The organism is Ralstonia sp. UNC404CL21Col (assembly GCF_000620465.1).
Classification (GTDB): domain Bacteria; phylum Pseudomonadota; class Gammaproteobacteria; order Burkholderiales; family Burkholderiaceae; genus Ralstonia; species Ralstonia flatus.
This window is the reverse complement of the sequence record NZ_JIBE01000004.1, coordinates 21,759-43,285: the sequence shown is the minus strand read 5'-3', so window position 1 is coordinate 43,285 and position 21,527 is coordinate 21,759. Positions and strand designations below refer to the sequence as shown.

General features: G+C 66.0%; 19 protein-coding genes. 6 read left to right on the top strand and 13 right to left on the bottom strand.

Annotation, left to right across the window (positions count from 1 at the left end; all coding sequences use genetic code 11):
* Positions 1–1,092: an LLM class flavin-dependent oxidoreductase gene (locus N511_RS0108485; RefSeq protein ID WP_027678899.1), complete on the bottom strand. Its 1,092-nt coding sequence runs from the start codon at positions 1,090–1,092 to the stop codon at positions 1–3.
* A 197-nt stretch (positions 1,093–1,289) separates the two neighbouring features.
* On the opposite strand from N511_RS0108485, the gene N511_RS0108480 reads away from it, so the two are divergent.
* The 4 genes from N511_RS0108480 to N511_RS0108465 all read left to right on the top strand — a co-directional run bounded on the left by N511_RS0108480 (position 1,290) and on the right by N511_RS0108465 (position 6,146).
* On the top strand, positions 1,290–2,498 hold the full coding sequence (locus N511_RS0108480; RefSeq protein WP_027678898.1) for an acyl-CoA dehydrogenase family protein: 1,209 nt from the start codon (positions 1,290–1,292) through the stop codon (positions 2,496–2,498).
* A 60-nt stretch (positions 2,499–2,558) separates the two neighbouring features.
* Positions 2,559–3,227 carry a cysteine dioxygenase gene (locus N511_RS0108475; RefSeq protein ID WP_027678897.1) on the top strand — a complete coding sequence of 223 codons (669 nt, stop codon included), beginning with the start codon at positions 2,559–2,561 and terminating at the stop codon, positions 3,225–3,227.
* On the top strand, positions 3,224–4,864 hold the full coding sequence (locus N511_RS0108470) for a rhodanese-related sulfurtransferase (RefSeq protein WP_027678896.1): 1,641 nt from the start codon (positions 3,224–3,226) through the stop codon (positions 4,862–4,864). The genes N511_RS0108475 and N511_RS0108470 overlap by 4 nt, the downstream gene beginning before the upstream one ends.
* Positions 4,865–5,258: 394 nt before the next feature.
* Positions 5,259–6,146 carry an EamA family transporter gene (locus N511_RS0108465; RefSeq protein ID WP_027678895.1) on the top strand — a complete coding sequence of 296 codons (888 nt, stop codon included), beginning with the start codon at positions 5,259–5,261 and terminating at the stop codon, positions 6,144–6,146.
* A 63-nt stretch (positions 6,147–6,209) separates the two neighbouring features.
* Here N511_RS0108465 and N511_RS0108460 read toward each other — a convergent pair whose 3' ends face one another.
* The 6 genes from N511_RS0108460 to N511_RS0108435 all read right to left on the bottom strand — a co-directional run bounded on the left by N511_RS0108460 (position 6,210) and on the right by N511_RS0108435 (position 12,223).
* Positions 6,210–6,611: a type II TA system antitoxin MqsA family protein gene (locus N511_RS0108460; RefSeq protein ID WP_027678894.1), complete on the bottom strand. Its 402-nt coding sequence runs from the start codon at positions 6,609–6,611 to the stop codon at positions 6,210–6,212.
* A 2-nt stretch (positions 6,612–6,613) separates the two neighbouring features.
* On the bottom strand, positions 6,614–6,916 hold the full coding sequence (locus N511_RS23860; RefSeq protein ID WP_037026557.1) for a type II toxin-antitoxin system MqsR family toxin: 303 nt from the start codon (positions 6,914–6,916) through the stop codon (positions 6,614–6,616).
* A gap of 68 nt (positions 6,917–6,984) precedes the next feature.
* Positions 6,985–8,997 (bottom strand): putative bifunctional diguanylate cyclase/phosphodiesterase, encoded by a 2,013-nt coding sequence (locus N511_RS0108450; protein ID WP_027678893.1) that lies wholly within the window; start codon positions 8,995–8,997, stop codon positions 6,985–6,987.
* Positions 8,994–9,566 (bottom strand): YfiR family protein, encoded by a 573-nt coding sequence (locus N511_RS0108445; protein ID WP_027678892.1) that lies wholly within the window; start codon positions 9,564–9,566, stop codon positions 8,994–8,996. Before N511_RS0108445 ends, N511_RS0108450 begins: the two co-directional genes overlap by 4 nt.
* Positions 9,563–11,533 carry a TonB-dependent receptor plug domain-containing protein gene (locus tag N511_RS0108440; RefSeq protein WP_027678891.1) on the bottom strand — a complete coding sequence of 657 codons (1,971 nt, stop codon included), beginning with the start codon at positions 11,531–11,533 and terminating at the stop codon, positions 9,563–9,565. Before N511_RS0108440 ends, N511_RS0108445 begins: the two co-directional genes overlap by 4 nt.
* A 270-nt stretch (positions 11,534–11,803) precedes the next feature.
* Positions 11,804–12,223 (bottom strand): F0F1 ATP synthase subunit epsilon, encoded by a 420-nt coding sequence (locus tag N511_RS0108435; protein ID WP_027678890.1) that lies wholly within the window; start codon positions 12,221–12,223, stop codon positions 11,804–11,806.
* 239 nt (positions 12,224–12,462) lie between these two features.
* On the opposite strand from N511_RS0108435, the gene N511_RS0108430 reads away from it, so the two are divergent.
* Both N511_RS0108430 and N511_RS0108425 read left to right on the top strand, forming a co-directional pair.
* Entirely contained in the window at positions 12,463–13,398 is a 936-nt protein-coding gene (locus N511_RS0108430) for a LysR substrate-binding domain-containing protein (RefSeq protein ID WP_027678889.1), read from the top strand.
* Positions 13,399–13,443: 45 nt separating this feature from the next.
* Positions 13,444–14,127, top strand: coding sequence for an HAD family hydrolase (locus N511_RS0108425; RefSeq protein WP_027678888.1), 684 nt, complete (start codon positions 13,444–13,446; stop codon positions 14,125–14,127).
* Between the two features lie 59 nt (positions 14,128–14,186).
* Here N511_RS0108425 and N511_RS0108420 read toward each other — a convergent pair whose 3' ends face one another.
* The 6 genes from N511_RS0108420 to N511_RS0108395 form a co-directional block, all read right to left on the bottom strand.
* A complete protein-coding gene (locus N511_RS0108420; protein WP_037026555.1) occupies positions 14,187–15,407 on the bottom strand; it encodes a TIGR03364 family FAD-dependent oxidoreductase in 1,221 nt (406 codons plus the stop codon).
* A 3-nt stretch (positions 15,408–15,410) separates the two neighbouring features.
* Positions 15,411–16,436: a putative 2-aminoethylphosphonate ABC transporter substrate-binding protein gene (locus N511_RS0108415; RefSeq protein ID WP_027678886.1), complete on the bottom strand. Its 1,026-nt coding sequence runs from the start codon at positions 16,434–16,436 to the stop codon at positions 15,411–15,413.
* Between the two features lie 55 nt (positions 16,437–16,491).
* Positions 16,492–17,370, bottom strand: coding sequence for a phosphonoacetaldehyde hydrolase (phnX, locus tag N511_RS0108410; RefSeq protein WP_037026553.1), 879 nt, complete (start codon positions 17,368–17,370; stop codon positions 16,492–16,494).
* Positions 17,371–17,426: 56 nt separating this feature from the next.
* Entirely contained in the window at positions 17,427–19,190 is a 1,764-nt protein-coding gene (locus N511_RS0108405) for a putative 2-aminoethylphosphonate ABC transporter permease subunit (protein ID WP_027678884.1), read from the bottom strand.
* Positions 19,191–19,197: 7 nt separating this feature from the next.
* Positions 19,198–20,307 carry a putative 2-aminoethylphosphonate ABC transporter ATP-binding protein gene (locus tag N511_RS0108400; RefSeq protein WP_231479598.1) on the bottom strand — a complete coding sequence of 370 codons (1,110 nt, stop codon included), beginning with the start codon at positions 20,305–20,307 and terminating at the stop codon, positions 19,198–19,200.
* A 111-nt stretch (positions 20,308–20,418) separates the two neighbouring features.
* Positions 20,419–21,285, bottom strand: a complete 867-nt coding sequence (locus tag N511_RS0108395) for a LysR family transcriptional regulator (RefSeq protein ID WP_027678882.1) — start codon at positions 21,283–21,285, stop codon at positions 20,419–20,421.
* Positions 21,286–21,527 lie beyond the last annotated feature (242 nt).

The window sequence follows — 21,527 nt, the reverse complement described above, 5'->3', positions numbered from 1 at the left end:
TCACGCGGCCTTGCGCTGCGCATCACGCTGCGCAACCAGCTCGCGCACGCGCGGGATGAGCGTGCGGCCGTAATCCAGCACGTCTTCCAGCGGATCAAAACCGCGGATCAGGAAGGTGGTGACGCCCAGGTCGTAGTAGTCGAGCAGCGCATCGGCCACCTGCTCCGGCGTGCCGACCAGCGCGGTGGAATTGGAGCGTCCGCCGGTTTCCTTGGCGATGGCCGTCCACAAACGTTTGTCGACGCGCTCGCCTCGTTCGGCTGCCGCGAGCAGGCGGCGTGCGCCCTCGCTCTGTTGCGGGCCGCCTCGGCTGTAGCCCTGCTGCACACGCAGCGCGCGCGTCCGCTCGAGGATGTTCTCTGCCCGTGCCCAGGCGGCGTCTTCCGTTTCCGCCAGGATCGGGCGGAACGACACAGAAAACCGGATGCTGCGCCCGTGCTTGGCGGCTTCGGCCCGCACGCGCGTCGTCAGATCGCGCACCTGGTCGAGCGACTCACCCCACAGCGCATACACGTCGGCATGCTTGCCGGCCACCTCGACGGCTACGTCCGAAGCACCACCGAAGTAGATTGGCACATGGGGCTTCTGCGCGGGCTTCACTTCAGAGAAACCTTGCTCGAAGCGATAGAACGTGCCCTCGTGGTCGAACGGCTTCGACTCTGTCCAGATGCGCCGCAGGATGCCCAGGTATTCGTCCGTGCGTGCATAGCGCTGGTCGTGGTCGAGGTAATCGCCATCGCGACGCTGCTCGCTGTCGGAGCCGCCGGAGATGAAGTGCACGCCCAGGCGGCCACCGGTGAACTGATCCAGCGTGGCAATCTGGCGCGCGGCCAGCGTCGGATTGGTAAACCCGGGCCGGTGCGCAAGCATGAAGTGGATGCGCTCCGTCAACGCGGCTGCATACGAAATCGTGAGCGTGGCCGACGGCCCCGTTGAATGGTGCGGCACGAGGATGCGATCAAAGCCGGCCTGCTCGTGCGCCTGTGCAAAGGCACGTACGTAATCGCGGTCGACCACGGGCCCATTCGGATCGGGCGGGTGAATTTCCGACTGCTTCTGGCTTTGGATCATGCCGATGAAATCGACGCTCATGCTGGCTCCATTCCGCATATCGTTAGAAGACTTGCGAGGCAATGCGCCCCGCCATGAATGCGAATGAAGTTACGTCACCACCAGCATTGCACTAACGAATAATTTCAACGCTGCATATACGGCATAGGTCGTTCGCGGCGCGTGGCAACCCGGATACGCTGTGCGCCAATGTCACCTGCTTCGCACATCGCATCGCCATGTCGCCTGCTCCCTTGCATCGCCTGCCAACGCCGCCCGACCGGCTTGCCGAAGTGCTGGCCACCATTGCTCCGCAGCTGGCCGCGTCAGCCGCAGAGCATGATCTGCAGGGCAGCTTCCCGCACGACAACTTCGCGCTGCTGCACGCCTCGGGCCTGATTGCACAGGTCATCCCGCAAACGCATGGCGGTGGTGGCGCCGGCCTGCAGACGGCACGGCAGATCATTGCCTCCATCGCACATGCCGATGCAGCCACCGCGCTGGTGCTGACGATGACGTACCTGCAGCATCGCGCCATCGCACGTGCCGATACACGCTGGCCGGCGCATGTCAGGCAACAGGTGTTTGCCACTGCCCTGAATGAAGGGGCGCTCATCAACGCGCTGCGCGTGGAGCCCGACCTGGGCACGCCCGCACGCGGCGGCTTGCCCGCCACCGTGGCGACGCGCGTGGGCAGCAACTGGCGCATCCGGGGCCGCAAGCTCTACAGCACCGGAAGCCCTGCGCTGCGCTGGCTTGCCGTGTGGGGCCGCACCGATGAAGCCGAGCCGCGCGTGGGGATCTTTCTCGTGCCGCGCCCGTTGCCGCAAACACCGGGCATCCGCATTGAAGAAACCTGGAACCACCTCGGCCTGCGTGCCTCGGGCAGCCACGACGTCGTCCTCGAAGATGTGGAGATTCCGCTCGACCACGCCGTCGACATCCGCCCTGCTGCCGAATGGCCGGTACACGGCGCCGCACAAGCCGACACCAGCGCGCAGCTCGACCAGCAAGCCTGGATGAACGTGCTGCTCGGCAGCCTGTACGACTCCGTGGCCCAGGCCGCGCGCGATTGGCTTGTCGCGTTCCTGAACACGCGTGCGCCGGCCAACCTGGGCGGGCCGCTGGCCACGCTGCCGCGCATGCAGGAAGCCGTGGGCGAGATTGCCGCCGCGCTACGCACTAACCGCGTCCTGCTCGATCACGCAGCCGAAGCGGCAGATGCAGGCTCGCCGCTTTCCATGACCGACAGCGGGCTCCTCAAGTACACCGTCACCACCAACGCGATCCGCGCCGTGGAGCTGGCGCTGCAGCTGTCCGGCAACCATGGGTTGTCGCGCCACAACCCGCTCGAGCGCCACTATCGCGATGTGCTGTGCAGCCGCATCCACACGCCGCAGAACGATTCCATCCTGCTGGCAGCCGGCCGCACTGCGCTCGGGGTTTAGCTGGACGCCGCCCATCAAGTCCAGCAAGATGCACCGAAACCCCACATCAGGAACCCGCCGATGAGCACGCCCGCCCTCGCTGCCGCTTCCGCTGCTATTTCCGCTGCCGTTTCCTCTGCGGCGCCCGCAACCCAGTCCATCGCACCGCTGCGTGATTTCGTGACTGCGCTGTCGCGCCTGCTGGATCAGCAACCGACCGAAGCCGAGATCCTCTCGCGTGCCGGTGCCCTGCTCGGCGCGCTTGTCGCCCGCGACGACTGGTTGCCCGCTGAGTACGCGCAGCCGCACCCCGAGCACTTCCAGCAGTTCCTGCTGCATGCCGATTCGGGCGAGCGCTTTTCCATCGTGAGCTTTGTCTGGGGCCCCGGCCAGCGCACCCCCATTCACGACCACACCACGTGGGGCCTGATCGGCATGCTGCGCGGCGCTGAATACTCGCAGCCGTTCAAGCTCGACGCGCAAGGCAAACCGCAACCCGACGGCCCGGCCATCCGCCTGGAGCCGGGCGCTGTGGAACACGTCTCGCCGCGCGTGGGGGACATCCACCGCGTGCACAACGCCTTTGACGATCGCACGTCGATCAGCATCCATGTCTACGGCGGCAACATCGGCGGCATCCACCGGTCCGTCTATACGGAAGACGGCCAGCGCAAGCCTTTCGTCTCCGGCTATTCGAATACCCATCTGCCCAATCTCTGGGACCGTTCCAAGGACACGCCTGCATCATGAGCACCACCATCGACGCCATCGAATCGCCGGTCGCTGCACCGCTGGCCGAAACCCACGTCCCGACACTGGCGTATGCCGACGTGCGCGCCGCCCTGCTGGCCCGCAAGGAGATCGCGCTGGTCGACGTCCGCGAGGAAGACCCGTATGCCCAGGCGCATCCGCTGTGGGCAGCCAACCTGCCGCTCTCCCGGCTGGAGCTGGAAGCGTGGTCGCGCATTCCGCGCCGCGATACGTTGATCGTGCTGTACGGCGTGCACGATGGCGTGGACCTCGCCCCGCGCGCGGCGGCCAAGCTGGCTGAACTCGGCTATACGCGCGTGTACCTGCTCGAAGGCGGCCTCGATGGCTGGCGCGCAACCGGCGGCGAAGTGTTCCAGGACGTGAACGTGCCGAGCAAATCCTTTGGCGAATACGTGGAGGCGCATCGCCACACGCCATCGCTCAGCGCGCAGGAGGTCAAGGCGCTGCTTGATGCCAAGCGCGACGTGGTGATCGTCGATTCGCGCCGCTATGAAGAGTTTCAGACCATGAGCATCCCCACGGCGACGAGCGTGCCGGGCGCCGAGCTGGTGCTGCGCATCCGCGAGCTGGCGCCGGACCCGAGCACGCAGGTCATCGTTAATTGCGCAGGCCGCACGCGCAGCATCATCGGCACGCAATCGCTCGTGAATGCCGGCATCCCCAACCCGGTGGCGGCACTGCGCAACGGCACCATCGGCTGGCTGCTGGCCGATCAGGTGCTGGACCATGGCGCCAGCCGCCGTCACCCGCAGGACGTGTCTGCCGAAACGCGCGCGCAGGCCCAGGCCGATGCACGCGCCGTGGCCGAGCGCGCCAACGTGCCGCGCATTGCGCTGGCTGAAGTTGCCAAACTGGAGACACCGGACCGCACGGTCTACAAGCTCGACGTACGCACGCCCGAGGAATATGCCGCCGGCCACCTGCCCGGCTTTGCCAGCGCGCCCGGCGGCCAGCTCGTGCAGGAAACCGACCACACCGCCGCCGTGCGCGGCGCCCGTATCGTCCTGGCCGATGACGACGGTGTGCGCGCCGACATGTCCGCCTCGTGGCTCGCACAGATGGGCTGGGAGGTCTATGTCGTCGATCCGGTCGACGCCAGCGAGCGCAGCGTCACCGGCACGTGGCAGACGCCCGCGCCACAACCTCCGGCCGTGCGCACGGTCGACGCCCGCGCCCTGGCCGGCTGGCTGGAAGCAGGCGACACCGCCGTCATCGACGTCACGCGCAGCGCCAACTACGTTGCGCGGCATATTCCGGGGGCGTGGTTTGCCGTGCGCTCCGACTTGCCCGCAGCGCTGGCGCGCATCCCGGCGGCCCGCCGCTATGTGCTCACGTGCGGCTCCAGCCAGCTTGCCCGCTTTGCCGCCGCCGACCTTGCCAAGCTGACGCAGGCCGAGGTGTGGGTGCTAGACGGAGGTACCGCAGCATGGGTGGCCGCCGGCCTGCCCGTTGAAGCCGGCGAGACCCGCCTGGCCTCAGACCCCATCGACCGCTACCGCCGCCCGTATGAAGGCACGAGCGCGCCGCGCACCGCCATGCAGGCCTATCTCGACTGGGAGTTCGGGCTGGTGGAGCAGCTTCGGCGCGACGGAACGCACGGGTTCCGGGTCATCTGAGGGGCCGCCAAGGTTCGGAACGTCACGCTTGGCGTTCTGAACTCGACACTTGGGGTTCCAACACCCCACGCTTGAGGTTCCGGACGCCGCGCTTGAGGTTCCGAACTCCACCGGTGGCGTTCGGAACGTGACCGGAGGCGTTCAGAACCTCGATATCTCGTAGTCCGAACGCCAGCATTGAGGTTCTGAACGCCATGCATGGGGTTCCAAACCCCGCACGCCGGGTTCGCAACCCCGAACGTGAGGTCTGGAACCCCGTGATTGGCGTCTCGAACTCCACATACGCCTCCGTTCACTTGCTTGCTAACGCCGCTCACAACGAGCGATAACAAAACTCGTTTTGCGCATAAGCCGGCGTTGAGTAGCATCGGGACTTCCTCGCAGAGGTTCCGTCATGTCGCCCTTCATCGCCCTGTGCCTGCTCATCACCTACGTGGTGTGGGGCACAACGTATCTCGCCATCCGCTTTGCGCTGACCGATCTGCCGCCCTTCCTGATGATGGGCTCGCGTTTTCTGGCTGCAGCGGTGCTGCTCGCCCCGCTCGTCATCCTGCGACAGCGCAAGCAGCCCGAAGAGCGGCCGAGTGCGCGACAAGTCCGCAACTGCGCATTGATCGGCGCGTTCATGCTGGTGGGCGGCATGGGCATGACGGCGGTGGCCGAGCAGACCATCTCGTCGGGTGCGACCACGGTGATGATCGCGTCGATGCCGCTGTTCTCCACGCTCTGGACGCTGCTGGCCGGCGGCCGCCTGCGGGCCTATGAGATTGGCGCCATCGCGCTGGGCAGCATCGGGATTGCGGTGCTGTTTCGTGGCGCGGAGTTCCAGGCCAGCACGGTCGGCGTGCTCGCGCTGACCACCGCCATCGCGTCATGGTCGTTCGGCTCGCAGCTCTCCAAGCGCATCGACATGCCCAAGGGCATGACGGCGTTCGTATTGGAGATGGCCTTTGGCGGCGTGGCACTCGTCGTGCTCAGCCTGCTCACCGGCGAAACGTGGCCCAGCCACATCGGCATGCATGCCGCGCTTGCGTGGGGCTACCTGGTGGTGTTCGGCTCGGCCATCGCCTTCACGGCCTACATGGCGCTGGTGGAACGCGTGTCCACCGTCATGGCGACAAGCTACGTGTATGTGAACCCGCCCATCGCCCTGCTGATGGGCGCATGGCTGGCGGATGAAGTCGTCGCGCCGCAGACGCTGGGCGCAACGGGCATCATCCTCGCGGCCGTGGTGGTGCTGACGGCCGGGGCAACGCGCGCGGCGCGGCGGGCGGCTGCTTGAACGTGCCCGATGGTGGTCGAAAAAAAAGCCCGCACATTGGCGGGCTTTTTCTTTGGAGGGCGATCAAGCTGTCTTGATTTCAGCCAGCAGATCGGGGTGGTGGTCGAGAAGCTTCAAGAGTTTCACCAGCGCCAGAGACGGTTTCGTCTTCCCCGTCTCATAGCGCGAGAACGCATTGACGCCGCCGCCAAAAATCTCGGCGGCCTCGCGCTGGTCCAGATTCAGTTTGCGCCGCACCGCCGCAATGTAGGCCGGATCAACATAGCCGGCATTCACCTGGCGCTGAAACGCCGACACCAGTTCGCCATACCGGTCGCCCTGCCCGCGTTCGAGCACGATCTCGTCGCATGCAGGGCAGAACGCTCCAGTAACGGACGGGATGACAGTCGTCTCGCCTTTGTAGGCGTACGGCACATCGCGGGTGTCATGAACCAGCTCGGCGGCACCGCAGCTCGGGCATTTCATGGTCAAAGCTCCTTGAACGAAACGATCAGCACGCCATCGACAACTGTCAGCTTCAGGTAGACGTCTTGGCCCTGCGCCTTGGCGTGATAGACGTCTTGCCACACGCGGTGGTCGGCATGGGTCGTCATGCTCTTGTAGAAGCAGTGCGGCGTGAGCGTCATGACGACTGCGCACATGCCCGCCAGATCCGTAATGCCGAGTTCGAGCGCCCCCTCGTATGCACTGCGTGTCGCCCGTACGCTGCCCGATCGGATCAGTTCACGAATGAGCGACAGCTTGGCATGTGGCGTACGTTTTCCATGCACGCCAAATTAACCTAGTTGGTTAGTATACCAAATAGGTCAATTCCGAAAACGTTCTTCTGGGAGAGAAGTTAGCCCGCCAACGACGACGGCAACGACGCGCTGGGCGCCGCTTCGCCGTCGGCAAACGCGGCGCTGCCTTCATCCTCGGCGCTGTCCAGCCGGTTGAGCCACGCCAGCAACGCGTCGGCTTGCTGCGGGCGCGAGAACAGGTAGCCCTGCCCCAGGTCGCAGCCGGCGTCGCGCAGCAACGCGAGCTGCTCGGGGTCTTCCACGCCTTCGGCCACGACCTGCATGCGCAGGCTGTGGGCCATGGCGATCACCGCACCGGCAATGGCCTCGCCGTCGCCGGGCATGCGCTGCACGAAGCTGCGGTCGATCTTGAGCTTCTGGATCGGGAAACGCTGCAGATACGCGAGCGAGGAATAGCCGGTGCCGAAGTCGTCGATGGACAGGCTGATGCCGGCCGCGTGCAGGGATTCGAGCAGCGCGATGTTGGCCTCGATGTCTTCCATCAGCACGCTCTCGGTAATTTCGAGTTCCAACTGATGCGGCGGCAGGCCGGTTTCGCGCAGCACGTCCATAACGTTCTCGACGAGCGCCGGGTCGCGCGTCTGCCGTGCCGACAGGTTGACGGCCACCCGCAGCGTGATGCCGTCTTCGCGCATCCAGCGCACCGCCTGTTGGCACGCGGTACGCAGCACCCAGAGGCCGAGCGGCACGATCAGACCGGTTTCTTCCGCCACGGCGATGAACTCGCCGGGGCCGATCAGCCCGATCTCCGGATGGCGCCAGCGCACGAGTGCCTCCACGCCGTAGACGTTTGCTTTGGAGATCGCTGCGTCGTGTGCGCCTTCGGTGCGCAAGCGCACCTGCGGCTGGTAGGCGAGCAGCAATTCGTCGCGGTCCAGCGCGCGCCGCAGGTCGGCTTCTACGCGCAGGCGGCGGCGCGCCTGCTGGTCCATCTCCGACGTAAAACTGGCAGCGGCATTCTTGCCGCGGTTCTTGGCGTGGTACATGGCCGTGTCGGCGTTGCGCGTCAGCACCTGCACGTCGCGCGCGTCATGCGGATACAGGCTCACGCCCACGCTGGCCGTCACGTAGATCTGGTGCAGGTCGAGCGCAAACGGCGCCGCCAGCGCAGCCAGAACGCGCTTGGCCAATCCATCGGCCAGCGTTGCCGCTTCCGTCTCGGCAATCTGCGCGCGCCCCGACAGTTCTGCGATGACCGCAAACTCATCCCCGCCGATGCGGCACAACACGGCACGCAAGTTGGCCTGGTCGATCACGTCGTTCAGCCGCCGCGCAACCTGGCGCAGCAGGCGGTCGCCGTTGTTGTGGCCCAGCGTGTCGTTGACGACCTTGAAGTTGTCCAGATCCAGGAGAAGCAGCCCCACCGCACCCGTCTGGCCTGCGCGCTTGAGCGAGACCTGCAGGCGTTCGTTGAAGGCGTGCCGGTTCGGCAGTTCCGTCACCGAGTCGATATGGGCGAGGTAGTCCAGATGCGCCTCCGCCTGCAGCACCGCGCGGCGCATGCGTGCGATCACCAGATACGCGAGGCCCATCGCGCCGATGCCCACCGATACGGTCAGCACCGCATAGCCGAGCAGTTGCATGTACAGCTCGCTGAGGCTCGAGCGCACCACGACATAGCCGATCACGCGGCGTTCCGACTCCACCGGCTCCACCACCTCCAGCGTGGTGAGCGTCGATACGTCCGACTCGCGCAGCATGGCGGCATCGGGGGCACGCACGGGTGCGGCGTCCCCGTGCTGATACAGCGCCAACGGCTTGCGCAGTGCGCTGAAGATGCCGGCGGCTCGCAGCGACGGCGATGCCTCCAGCGCGGCCAGCGTTTCTTCGGCCGCCCGGCGATCATTGAAGAGCAGCGCGGCCACGCTGTTGGCGCCAACGATGCGCGCCTGCACGTGCACGTCGCGCACCAGGGCCGCATGCAGCGCGATGAACTGGAACACGATCAGCAGGAAGCCGGCGATGGTCAGCGCCGCACCGGCACCGGCCATGTTGGCCCGCACCACCGAGTGCCCCAGGCGCGGCCGAGAGGTCGTGATGGACTCGCTCATTGCACGCTCCTCGCCAGGCGCAACAGCTGGGAACTGAGCTGCAGACGCGCCTGCCGTGCGGCCACGGCATCGATATCGAACACCACGCGATCGTCATGCAGCGCCAACGCGATCATCGGGTCGGGGTTGCCGGCGGCGCGCTGGCCCTTCGGGCTGTCGGACACCGTCAGCACGGGCGTGGCCGGATCGACACGCACACCGTTCGAGGCGCGCGCGTCGAACACCAGGACATGGCAGCCGGCGACGGTGCCATCGTTGATCTTTCGGATTTCCAGGCGGTGTCCGCGCACGGGTTTTCCTGTCAGTTTTTCCAAGGCCGCCTGCAACGGGTGCTGGGCGGTGACGCACACCACCATCGGGGCATCGGCCTGCATGACGTCGGCCGGCCAGTTGGTGAACAGCGCAAAGTTGTAGATGAACGCCGCCTTGACCTGCACTTCGGTGGCCTGCATCTGCGCCTGCGTGGCGCCCATGCATGCCACGCCCGCCAGCACGGCGCCGAGCACCGCGCAGAACCTGCGCGGGCCTCGTCTTCGTGCGCGTCGGACGCTGCCGTGCGAGCTGTTCATCGGAAGGTGTAGGTGAATTTCAGGCGAAAGGCACGCCCATCCTGCTCGATGGACGACTGCGGTTGCTCCGGCCCGGCCGGATCGGCGTAGCGTCGATCGAACAGGTTGTAGACGCTGGCCGACATCTCCAGATTGGGTGCCAGCCGCGCCGCCAGCAAGGTCAGGTTGGCGATCCAGTAACCGCCGACCTGCCCCGTGGTCGTCAGCCGATTGCTGATGTACCGCGCCTCGACCCCGGCGCGCCAGTCGTCGCGCCAGACGGGGGCGGTGGCGTTGATCTTGAGCATGTGACGCGGCGAATTGGCCAGCGTCTGACCAGAGTCCATGTCTTCGGAACGCTGGAAGCTGTAGCTCGTGCGCAGGCGCGTGCCGCCCGGCCAGTTCTGTTCGTAGCCAAGTTCTGCGCCCCGCGTGCGCACGCGCGCCACGTTGCTGAAAAAGAGCAGCCCCGTGTTCGGGTCTTCGCTCTGGCTGATCAGGTTGGAAACGTTGTTCTGAAACACCGACAACGTGGCCTTGCCGCCCGCGGCAACTTGCTGTTCGACAACCGTTTCATACGTCCGGATGCGTTCGGCCGACAGGCCGTGTGTGATCTGCTGGCCGCCGGGTGCACTGGTCTGATAGTTCAGTTCGTAATCGTTCGGCGCGCGATAGGCCATGCCGTAGATCGCCTTGACGGTGGTCGTGGGAGCGGCATGCCAGATCAGGCCGACGCGCGGGCTGAATATGCCCGGCGTGAAGCTCGTGTGGTCGTAGCGCAGGCCCGTATCCAGCAGCCAATCCGGATGGAGCATGAATTGGTCCTGCACGTACACGCCCAGGCGGTTGTTGGTGCGATGGTCGTCCAGGTAGCTGACGTACGGCGCCGTATCGAAATTGCGCATTGCATCACGGTAGTCGCGCTGCAGCTCGGTGCCCATGACCAGCGTGTGGCGCTCGATGCGGCGCGTCACCAGCTTCAGTTCCGTGCCGTACCACGCGGTATCGAACACATCGCGGTTGATGCCGGCCGGGGGCGGGTTGTATGTGTAATCGCCCAGCGACGCATACCGCCCCCAGAACAACCGGGCCGACACGTCGGTCGTGTCGTCCACGGCGTGCTGCCAGGTGCCGTTGAACATGTGCCGCGTATCGACGGCGCGCGAGCGCGGGTCGTTGAAGCTCTGGTCGTACGGGGCGGTCGGCACGCCTTTAGTGCGATCGACGTAGCCGAACGTCATCCCGAACTCGCCGAAACTGCCCTTGGCGAACAGGCGCTTGGCGCGGTCGAAATCCATGCCGCGGGCCACACCGTCGCTCACGCCCGGCTGGTTGAACGCGGGAAAGTAAAGGTCACAGCCGGGGGCGTCGTTCACGCTGGCCGACAGCAGCCACTCGGCGCCGTTCTCGGCCCGCTTGCCCCACGTCACACGGGCGTCGCGCGCATTGGCGCTGCCCGTCGATGCGCTGGCCTGCACGCCGTCAATGTCCCGGCCGCGCTTGGTGATGATGTTGATCACGCCAAACAGCGCGTTCGATCCGTACACCGCCGAGCCCGCTCCGGGCACGTACTCGACGCGCTCGATCAGGTCGACGTTGAGGATGGCTTCGGTGCCGACGGCCGCCTGGTCGAAGATCGGGTCGTTGGTGCGATGGCCGTCGATCAGCAGCAGGAAGCGGGTGTCGTAGTCGCCCGCACGCAAAAAGCCGCGCGCCCCCAGCGTGTTGTAGCTGCGATCGTAGTTGGTGTAGAGGCCCGGCAGGCTGCCGAGGATGTCGGCCAGGGTGCGCCAGCCATAGGCTTTGATGTCCGCCGCGGTGACGACCAAAACGTTGGCCGGCGCCTCATTGGCGGCCTGTGCGTACTTGGATGCGCTCGTGACGACCTGCACCTGCATGAGCTGCTCGATGGGCAACGCAGTGAGGTCGGCCACATCGGTCTGTGCGAGCGCGCCCGTGGAAAGCAACGTACCCGCCACCGCAAACATTTGCGCGATTCGCTTCGGCTCGGTCAGCGTGCGCGGCAAGTGCCTGCGCAACGTGCTTGAGTGCTCGGCACTCGGGTGTCTCCAGCAGCCCGGCGCAAGCGCACGGGCAATCACAACAAGGGGCGGCATCAGCGGAACCGGCAGAACCGATCACGTCTCTGGGGGACGTTCAGCGGGAATTCGATAGTTCTGCTTTAAAACGGAGGCGCGGCGCGGTTCTTTACCCCTCCGAGGACGGGACGACGCTCTAGCGCGGATGTGATGGCAAATTCAGCGGCGGCGCTTGCGCAAACGTTCGATGGCGGCCAGCTGCGCAACGGCTTCCGCCAGTTCGGCCTGGGCGCGGGCGTAGTCGAATTTGCTGCTGCTGTTTTGCATGTGCTCTTCTGCCGCCTTGCGGGCCTGCTCCGCTTTGGCCTCGTCCAGGTCGTGGGCGCGGACAGCGGTGTCCGCCAGGACGATCACCTGTTCGGGTTGCACGTCGACAAAGCCACCGGCCACAAACAGGATCACCTCTTCATCGTTTTCCTGCGTGACGCGCACAGTGCCGGGGCGCAAGCGCGTGAGCAGACGCTCATGGCCGGGCAGGATGCCCAGTTCACCCTCGGTGCCGGGGATCACCACGAACTTGGCGTTGCCTTCGTACAGCCGTTCTTCTGCCGTGACGACATCGACCTTCAGCACCGGCATGGCCTCTCCTCTGTTCCGCGCATAGGCCAACACGGTAGCACGATGTGCGCCCGTGCCGTCCTCGCGGGCACCGCCTTTTCGATGCCGCCCAGGCCACGCCGACTTGCACGCGCCAGTGGCCGCCCGCCCGCGCATCTGTCCATGGCTGACCGTAAGGTTTCACCGCATGTAGCGTCACAAACGCTGCCTAGACTGGGCGGCCTGACGATCAAAAAAAGACACATCAGGGAAACACAACCATGCTGGGCGATCTATTGATGTCGTTCTTCGAGGTAGCGCGCCAGGGCAGCGTCACGTCCGCCGCCAAGCGCCTGCGCCTGTCGCAGCCCACCGTGACCGGGCGCATCCGCCAGCTCGAAGAGATGTACGGCGTGGAGCTGTTCCATCGCCGCGGCAGCCGGCTGGACCTGTCCGATCTGGGTGTGAGCCTCATGCCCATCGTCGAACGCCTCGCCCAGCAGGAAGGCGACGTCGATTTTCTCCTGCGCAATGCCGGCGATCTGCGCACGGGCAACCTGCGCGTGGGCGCCACGGGCCCTTACTACATCCTGCCCAGCGTGGCGGCGTTTCGCACGCGCCATCCGACCATCGAAATCACCATCGAATTCGGCAACTCGCAGCAGATGCTGGAGGCGCTTTCGGAGGTGCGCATCGACCTGGCGGTGTCGTCTCACGCGGTGGATGACGAACGCCTGCATCGCATCACGCTGGCTGAGGACACGATGGTGCTGGTCGTGCCGTTGGACCACGCGCTCGGTCGGCGCCCGAGCATTACGCTGGGCGACATTACCGGCTGCCAGCTGCTGATGCGCGAGCCGGGTTCCGTCACGCGCCGCGTTACCGAAGACGCGTTCGCTGCGGCCGGCATCGAGCCCGCCAGCACGAGCATCATCGGCAGCCGCGAAGCCATTTACGAGGCGATCAGCCTGGGGCTGGGCTGCAGCATCGTGCCCGCGCGTGAAGCACCGCGCCGGCCCGACGTGCGCGTGCTGCCGTTTGCCGACAACGCGCCGATCATCCACGAATACCTGTACTTCCTGAAGGAGCGCAAGGATGCACGGCTGGTGCGGGCGTTCCTCGACTGCCTGAACCCCCAGCTTGCGCAGGCACCCAGTAAAAAGGCCGATGCGTTCATCGCCAAAGTTATGGCGATGGACACAGCCGCGACGCGCTAGGGACGTAACCTCGCGGTTTTTCAACCGCCCCTGCCCGCCTGCTGTATGCAATCGCTTGCCCTGTTCGACCTGGACCACACCCTGCTGCCCATTGACAGCGAATACGAATGGGGCCGCTTTCTGGTCGCCCAGGGCGCGGTGGACCGACGCGTCTTCGAGCAGGCCAACGAACGGTGGATGCGGGAATACCGCGACGGCACGCTGGACTTTGCACGACACGCACGCTTCTCGCTCGGCCTGCTCGCCCAGCATCCGCGCACGCGGCTCGACGCCTGGCGTGCCACGTTCCTGCGCGACATCATCACGCCGGCCATGCTGCCGCGCGCGCGGCAACTGGTCGACACACACCTGCGCGCCGGCGACCTGTGCTGCATCGTCACCGCCACGCACCGCTACCTGACCGAGCCGATCGCGGCGGCATTCAACGTGCCGCATCTGCTGGCGGTGGAGGGCGAGACCGTCAACGGCCACAGCGATGGCGCCTTCACGGGCAACCCGCTCGGCACGACCACGTTTGGCGCCGGCAAGATCGTGCGCGTGACGGAGTGGCTTGCGCAGCGCGGCCAGCGCATGACGGACTTCTCGCGCACCGTGTTCTACAGCGATTCCCGCAACGACCTGCCGTTGCTCGAAGCGGTTTCACACCCGGTGGCCGTGAGCCCCGACAGCACCTTGCGTGCCGTGGCCGAATCGCGCGGCTGGCCGATCGTCGAACTCTTTGCTGCATGAAAACAAAAACGCCCGCGCGGGTGAACCGTGCGGGCGTTCCTGCACTGAACGACGCTCCGTCAGGCAGCCATTGTTGCGGGCGTGCTTGCCGGCGGCGTCCACTGCGGCAGCGCGGTGCCGTCGACGAGCGCATCCATATGCCGATGCGCCAGCGCCGGTCCGACGCTCATGCCAATGCCGCTGTGCATCAGCGCGACCGTGGTGCGGTCGTCGACGCGGGTGATGGAAAATGCGCCGCTGCCAGGCACATGGCACTTGGCGCCGTAAACGCCCTGCCAACGCTCCACCACGCGCAGCTTGCTGCCGAAGGTGTCGCGGGCTAGATCCAGCATGATGTTGTCGACCGACTCGGCATTGAACGGGCGGGCGTCCTGGCCGTAGTCGTGCGAATCGCCAACGATCCAGTCGCCATACGGCGTCGGGCTCACCAGCAAGTGGATGCCGTGACGCGCCAGCTCGGGGCGCTGGTGCTCGATCTGCATGGCCAGCGCGCGGGCGGTCGGCAAGTCCGCAAATGCACCGTAGTGTGTGCATGACAGGCCGGTCAGCACGGCGTGCTCCAGGCGGAAGCCGTCTTCGGGCGTGACGCGCAGCATCTGCAGGCGGCACACCTGCGGTTGCAGAACCCGAAGGTGGTCAGCGCACAGCGTCTGGTAATCGTGACCGCTGCAGACGACGACGCGCTGGGCGTTGCACACGCCGGCGGTGGTCTCCAGGCGGCCGCCTTCCACATGGCGCACGAGCGTACCGAAATGGAAACGCACGCCTTGTGTGGCCAGCCACGAGGCCAACGCCGGAATCGCTTCCCGCGAATAGAGCTGCAGATCGTCAAAGCCCTGGAGCGCCGCGCGGTGGCGCAGGAAACGGCCATCGTAGAGATTTGCCAGGTCTGCGCTGCGCAACAGCTTGACGTTGTAGCCGAAGGCCGGTGCGCGCGTTGCCATGAACTCATCGAGCACGGCTTCTTCTGTGGCATTGCGGGCAAACAGCAATGCACCGTTGGCGCGCGCAAAGATGCCGGCCTTGTCGGACCAGTCGAGATAGAGCGCGCGGCTTTCGCGCGCAAGGTCCAGCATGATGCCGGGCGGCTGGCCAGTCACCAGCATCTGCCCAAAATTGCGGATGGACGCGCCGACGGCAATGTCGCTGCGCTCGAACACCGTCACGCGCAGGCCACGTTTGACGGCGGCGGCCGCGTGCGCCAAGCCCAGAATGCCAGCCCCGACGATGGCGACGTCGGTGCTGGCATCCAGGCTCCCAAGAGTCACGGGAGCTTGCATCGCTTACTTCTTTTCCGACTTGCCGTCGTAGCGCTTCGTCCACTCGGCGAGGATGCGGTCACGGTTGGCGCTGGCCCACGTGAAGTCATTCTTGATCAGGCGCTTTTCGTAGTCGGCCGGCAGCAGCGGATCCGGCTTGGAGAAGCCCGGCGTGGCCACCACGGCAAAGTTCTTCTCGTACAGCGCCATGGCAGCGGGGCTTGCCGAGAAGTCAGCCAGCTTCTTGGCCGCTTCCAGGTTCTTGGTACCCTTCATGATGCCGGTCGCTTCGACGTCCCAGCCCAGGCCTTCCGACGGCAGCACGATATCGATCGGGGCGCCTTCCTTCTTCGACTTCACCGCGCGGTATTCGAACGCGATACCGATCGGGAATTCACCCGACGCCGCCATCTTGCAGGGCTTCGAACCCGAGTGCGTGTACTGGCCGATGTTCTGGTGCAGCGCGTCCATGTAGGCCCAGCCCTTCTGCTCGCCCATCGTCTGCAGCCAGGCGCTCACGTCGAGGTAGCCCGTGCCGGACGACGCCGGGTTCGGCATGACGATCTTGCCGGCATAGACGGGCTTCGTCAGGTCGGCCCACGACGTCGGCTTCGGCAGGTTCTGCTTCTGTGCTTCGACGGTGTTGAAGCAGATGGCGGCGCCCCAGGCGTCCATGCCGACCCAGGCCGGCGGGTTGGCCTTGTCGCGGTACGTTGCACCGATCTTCGCCAGATCGGCCGGCGCGTACGGCGTCAGCATGCCTTCCTTGTCCAGGATGGCCAGGCTCGATGCAGCCAGACCCCACACCACGTCGGCGCGCGGGTTGTTCTTCTCGGCCAGCAGCTTGGCGGTGACGACGCCGGTGGAGTCGCGCACCCATTTGATTTCGATGTCCGGATTGGCCTTCTCGAAGGCATCCTGATACGCCTTCACTTGGTCGGCTTCCAGCGCCGTGTACACGGTCAGCGTGGTCTTGGCGAACGCCGACGTGGCAAACGCCATCGTTGCCGACGTGATTGCAGCGGCCAGCAGGGAAAGACGTGCGGTCATGGTTTCCTCGGTATGGTGTGATGCAGCGGAAAAGACAACAAACAGAACAGCAAACTCAGATGCACTGCGGGCGCTCACCGCGCGCGAGGCGGCGGTTGATATCGGCCACGACTTCAGGCAGATCGGCAATCGTGTCGATCTCGTAGTGCGGGCGGCAGGCGGCAAAGCCGGCCGAGATGGCAACGCGATGCCGCGCGCGCTCATCCGCAGACAGCGCGGCGTATTCCGCGTACGGCAGGCCCAGCGCGTTGCCCGACATCAGCAGCGCAACAGTCCACATGCCGGCGCGGCGGCCTTCTTCGATGCCGGGCACGGTGTCGTCGACCTTTACGCAGGCAGCCACATCGCCAATCGCAAGATCGACCACGCAACGCAGGGCCTGCGCGGGCCACGGGCGGGCGCGGGGCACTTCGTCGCAAGCGACCACGCAGTCGGGCGTGTAGCCGGCCTTGGCAGCCAGATCGACCACGCGGTCCATCACCACGCGCGGGTAACCCGAGCACGTACCGATCTTCAAACCCGCTTCGCGCAGTGCGGCGACGGTGTCCAGCGCGCCCGGAATCAGTGCGGAATGCGCGGCGACCTTTTCGATCTGCAGCGGCATGAAGCGGTTGTAGATGGCGGTGACATCGTCATCGGTGGGCATGCGACCGTGCGCGAGCGAGAAGCGCGCGGCAATCGCGCCGTCGTTGCACAGCGTGCGGATGTGGTCCCACTTGCCCAGGCCCATCGGGCCGCGCGCTTCGTCCAGCGTGATGGCGACGCCAAATTCCGCGAACGCTTCCACGAAGATCTGCGTGGGCGCAAACGAGCCAAAGTCGACCACGGTGCCGGCCCAGTCGAGCACCGCAGCTTCCAGCCGCAACGGCGTGCTGCCGGGATTGAGGCGGTCTGCGCCCGCCTGGCGCGCCGTGATTGGGGAGGAATCACCCATGTTCTTGCTTCCTTTCTGCTGTTGCAATGACGGACTACGAATGACGGACTGCGAATTCAATGCGCCGCCGTGCGCCACGCCTGCGTGCGGCGCACGATGCCGCGCATAGCCAGCTCCAGCAGCAGCGATACGACGATCGACGTGACGAGAATGAGCGTGGACATGGCCGCAGCGGGGCCGATGTCGCCGGCGTCGTCCATGTTCAACACGGCCACGGACGCCAACACGGTGTCCGGGCTGTAGAGGAAGATCACCGCCGACACGGTCGTCATGGCCGACACGAACAAGTAGCGCGCGCAAGACAGGACGGCGGGCAGGCACATCGGCAGCGTTACGCGCCAGTACGTGCGCAGCGCCGACACCTTGAGCGAGGCCGACACCGCCTCGAACACCGGATCGAGCTGCCCGAGCGAGGCCACCGACGTGAGGTGCGCTGCCGTGGCGCAGTGCATGATCGTGCAGAGCACCATCAGCGCCATGCCGCCATACAGGCCGTTGAGCGGATTGGCCGGATGGTTGAAGAAGAACACGTAGCCCAGACCCAGCACGAGGCCGGGCACCGCCATCGGCAACAGCACTGCAAAGCGGATGGCCGAATGCAGCCACGATTGCAGCCACCCTGCGGCGCGCGTTTTTTCGACCAGCCAGGCGCCGGTAAAGATCAGCGCAGTCCCGAACACGGTGGTGAGCGCGGCCAGCTTCAGGCTGTTGCGATACGCGAGCCAGCCGCCGCCGTCCATGTTGTCGAAGTCGTAGTTGCGCAGCGACAGCTCGAGGTTGTACGGCCAGAGTTTCACCAGCGACGCGCCTACGGCGGTGGCCAGCATCAGCAGAATCCCGCCAACCACCAACGCGCTCAGCAACAGGAAAAGCCCGTCACGCAGGCGATCCGGCTGCGGGTGATAGGGTTGTGCGCGGCTGGCCAGCGCGGCGTGCTGGCGACGCTGCACGAGGCGCTCTACCGCAAAGGTCAGCAGCGCAGGCAGCAGCAACATCAAGCCGATGACGGCGCCGCGCGCAAACTGCTGCTGCCCCACCACCGCCTTGTAGGCCTCCACGGCCAGCACCTGGTAGCTGCCACCTACCACGGTCGGCACGCCAAAGTCGGTCGCGACCAGCGTGAAGACCAGCGCAAAGGCACCGAACAAGCCGTAGCGCGCGCCGGGCAGCGTGACCGTGCGGAACGTGCGCCAAGGGCTTGCGCCCATGGCACGTGCGGCGTCATACAAACGACCGTCTGCCAGCGTAAGCGTCGCCAGCAGCAGCATCAGTGCATACGGGAAGGTGTAGAACACCTCGCCCAGCACGATGCCCCAGAAGCCGTAGATGTTGCCGCCGTTCATCCACGCCTTGAACAGGCCTTGGTTGCCGAACAGGTAGACGAGCGCAATGCCCGGCAGCAGCGACGGCGCAAACAGCGGCAGCATGGCCAGCGTGCGCATCGTGCCGCGCAACGGCATGCGCGTGCGTTGCACCGCATAGGCAAGGGCAAACGCCAGCGGCACCACAATCGCGGCCACGGCGCTCGATACGGCCAGCGTACGCCCCACCATGGCCAGGAAATTCGGCCCCTGCACAACGTGCGCGACCAGCGCGAAGCCATGCTCGTCCGTGCTCCGGGCACTGGCAACGAGGCCCGTGGCCTGCAAGAGCATCATCGCGGTGGGCAGCAGCAGGCCGAGGGTCAGCAACAGCAACCAGCCGAGCTTCATGCCGGTCAGCACCGGCGCATCGGTACGCCAGAATGGCCGGCTCGCAGCGCGAACCGGTTCGGATTGCGTGGCCGCAACCACGTTGGTCTCGGGAGGCAGCATTGACATCGTGGCCTCAGGCATACACGCGCAGGCCGTCGCGCTCCAGCGCAATCCACAGCTTGCTGTCGCCCAGGCCGCTGCGGCCGGCTTGCAGCGCGCTCGATGCCACTTCGGCCACCAGCGGTGTATCGGCCAGGCCATCGATCGACAGCGTCACGCGCGTGCGGCTGCCCAGGTAGATCTGGTCGACCACGCGGGCCAGGTGGCGGTTGGGGGCGTCGTCGTCGGGATGCAGCGTGACGGCCTCGGGGCGGCAGAAGAGCCGGCCTGGCGTCGAAGCACTGTCTGCGAAAGCGGGATCGAGCAGCAGCGGTTGACCGGCCAGCGTGGGCGTGCCGTCTTCGGCGCGCTCCAGCGGCAGCCAGTTGGCCTGGCCGACAAACCCGGCGACAAACCCGGTCGCGGGCCGCGAATAGATCTCCGCCGGCGAGCCGGTCTGCTCGATGCGGCCGTTGGACATGACCGCGATGCGGTCGGCCATCGCCATGGCCTCGTCCTGGTCGTGCGTGACCATCAGCGTAGTGACGTTCAGCTTGCGTTGCAGGCGTCGCAGCTCGATACGCAGGTGTTCGCGCACCTGCGCGTCCAGCGCCGACATCGGCTCGTCCAGCAGCAACAGCGACGGCGCGGGCGCCAGCGCGCGGGCCAGTGCCACGCGCTGCTGCTGGCCTCCCGACAGCTGCGACGGGTATTTCGCCTCGCTGCCGGCCAGCCCGACCAGGGCCAGCATCTCCGAGACCCGCGTCTGCAAGCGGGCACGGTTGCCGTTGCTGGCATCCAGCCCGTAACCGACGTTCTGCGCAACGTTCAGGTTGGGGAACAGCGCGTACGACTGGAAGACGATGCCGTAGTCACGCTCGCGCGGCGGCAGGTTGGAAATATCGCGGCCACCGGCGACGATCTGGCCGCCGTCGTGCGCCTCCAGCCCGGCAATGATGCGCAGCAAGGTCGTCTTGCCGCAGCCCGAGGGGCCCAGCAGGCAGACGAATTCGCCCTGCGCGACATCCAGCGATACACCATCGAGCGCCGTGAACGCGCCAAAGCGGCGCGAGACGTGTCGCACGGACAGGAACGGCGCGGCGGAACCCGAGGCGGGATTGGTAACAGGCTGAGGTAGGGGCACGGGGGCGCAGACAGTGGCAAAAACGGTCGCCACTGTAGCCAGCCGACATGTACCCCTTGTGGCAGTTACCCCAAAAACGCCAATGCGCGCATTTCCGGATTTTGGTTCGGTCTATGACGCGACGGGCCGGACTTCGCTCAGGAAGGCGGCAATCAAGCGCGCATCGCGCCGATCCTGCAGGCAGTACAGGTATTCGCTCAGCTCCGGCGCGCCGCCTTCGAACGGCAGCACACGCAGATCGGCGTGGCTTGGTACTTCCTGGCGGGCGATGACGCTCACGCCCAGGTTGCGCGTGATGGCCTCGCGGATGGATTCCCGGCTGCCGATCTCCACCGTGGAAGCCGGCGTGACGCCTGCCTGGGCCATCATCGTTTCGGTCATGGCGCGGGTGGTCGACCCGACTTCGCGCACCAGCAGCCGGCATTGCGACAGCACGCTCACAGGCACGCTCGTCCGGTCGGCCAGCGCGTGGTTGCGATGCACCACCAGCACCAGCGGATCGCGCGCCAGTTCAATGCGCAGAAAGCGCGCGTCGTCCACGCGCTGCGACGACGACGCCACGTCCACCCGGTACTCCTGCAGCGCCTCGAGCATCTGCACCGAGTTGCCGGCTTCGATGCTGACGTCGATGCCGGGATGGCTCTTGCAGAAGCGATCCACGATGTCCAGCACGTAATACGGCGCCGTGGCACCGATGCGCAGGTGGCCCGAACCCATGTCGCCGGAGTTGCGCAGGAAGAAGTCGATCTCAGTTTCCTGGCGCACGAGCTGGTCCACCAGCGGCATGAGCCGCACGCCCGCGTCCGACAGCGCCAGCCGGCGCCCGCCCCTGTAAAACAGCTCGACGCCGTAGGCCTCTTCCAGGGCGCGGATCTGCGAAGTCACGGTCGGCTGCGACAGGCCAAGCTGCTTGGCGGCCAGCGTGATGCTGCCCAGGCGGGCGACCATGAAGAACGATTTGAGCTGCGCGACGAGCATCGGCGGGTGACGTATGGAGCGCCTATGCGGCGCTGTGAATGAGCGGGCGGCCCATTCTAGCGGACGGCCCCGCCGCCAAAGTGGCTTCGGGCGCCCTCGTCCGTTTTCTGCTTCTACATCCCGCAGCTACGACTTTTTCAACCTTTTCGACAACGCAAACTTTGCGTACCCCCACATCGGGGGGAATTGAGGGCTGTGAAGCCGTCATTTCCACGGATCGAATCCGCCACTTCGCCTTGAGA

Excerpts from the sequence above, each read along its gene's own strand:
- N511_RS0108485 (WP_027678899.1), bottom strand. The coding sequence starts at position 1,092 with ATGAGCGTCGATTTCATCGGCATGATCCAAAGCCAGAAGCAGTCGGAA.
- N511_RS0108480 (WP_027678898.1), top strand. The coding sequence starts at position 1,290 with ATGTCGCCTGCTCCCTTGCATCGCCTGCCAACGCCGCCCGACCGGCTT.
- N511_RS0108475 (WP_027678897.1), top strand. The coding sequence starts at position 2,559 with ATGAGCACGCCCGCCCTCGCTGCCGCTTCCGCTGCTATTTCCGCTGCC.
- N511_RS0108470 (WP_027678896.1), top strand. The coding sequence starts at position 3,224 with ATGAGCACCACCATCGACGCCATCGAATCGCCGGTCGCTGCACCGCTG.
- N511_RS0108465 (WP_027678895.1), top strand. The coding sequence starts at position 5,259 with ATGTCGCCCTTCATCGCCCTGTGCCTGCTCATCACCTACGTGGTGTGG.
- N511_RS0108460 (WP_027678894.1), bottom strand. The coding sequence starts at position 6,611 with ATGAAATGCCCGAGCTGCGGTGCCGCCGAGCTGGTTCATGACACCCGC.
- N511_RS0108450 (WP_027678893.1), bottom strand. The coding sequence starts at position 8,997 with ATGAGCGAGTCCATCACGACCTCTCGGCCGCGCCTGGGGCACTCGGTG.
- N511_RS0108445 (WP_027678892.1), bottom strand. The coding sequence starts at position 9,566 with ATGAACAGCTCGCACGGCAGCGTCCGACGCGCACGAAGACGAGGCCCG.
- N511_RS0108440 (WP_027678891.1), bottom strand. The coding sequence starts at position 11,533 with ATGTTTGCGGTGGCGGGTACGTTGCTTTCCACGGGCGCGCTCGCACAG.
- N511_RS0108435 (WP_027678890.1), bottom strand. The coding sequence starts at position 12,223 with ATGCCGGTGCTGAAGGTCGATGTCGTCACGGCAGAAGAACGGCTGTAC.
- N511_RS0108430 (WP_027678889.1), top strand. The coding sequence starts at position 12,463 with ATGCTGGGCGATCTATTGATGTCGTTCTTCGAGGTAGCGCGCCAGGGC.
- N511_RS0108425 (WP_027678888.1), top strand. The coding sequence starts at position 13,444 with ATGCAATCGCTTGCCCTGTTCGACCTGGACCACACCCTGCTGCCCATT.
- N511_RS0108420 (WP_037026555.1), bottom strand. The coding sequence starts at position 15,407 with ATGCAAGCTCCCGTGACTCTTGGGAGCCTGGATGCCAGCACCGACGTC.
- N511_RS0108415 (WP_027678886.1), bottom strand. The coding sequence starts at position 16,436 with ATGACCGCACGTCTTTCCCTGCTGGCCGCTGCAATCACGTCGGCAACG.
- phnX (WP_037026553.1), bottom strand. The coding sequence starts at position 17,370 with ATGGGTGATTCCTCCCCAATCACGGCGCGCCAGGCGGGCGCAGACCGC.
- N511_RS0108405 (WP_027678884.1), bottom strand. The coding sequence starts at position 19,190 with ATGTCAATGCTGCCTCCCGAGACCAACGTGGTTGCGGCCACGCAATCC.
- N511_RS0108395 (WP_027678882.1), bottom strand. The coding sequence starts at position 21,285 with ATGCTCGTCGCGCAGCTCAAATCGTTCTTCATGGTCGCCCGCCTGGGC.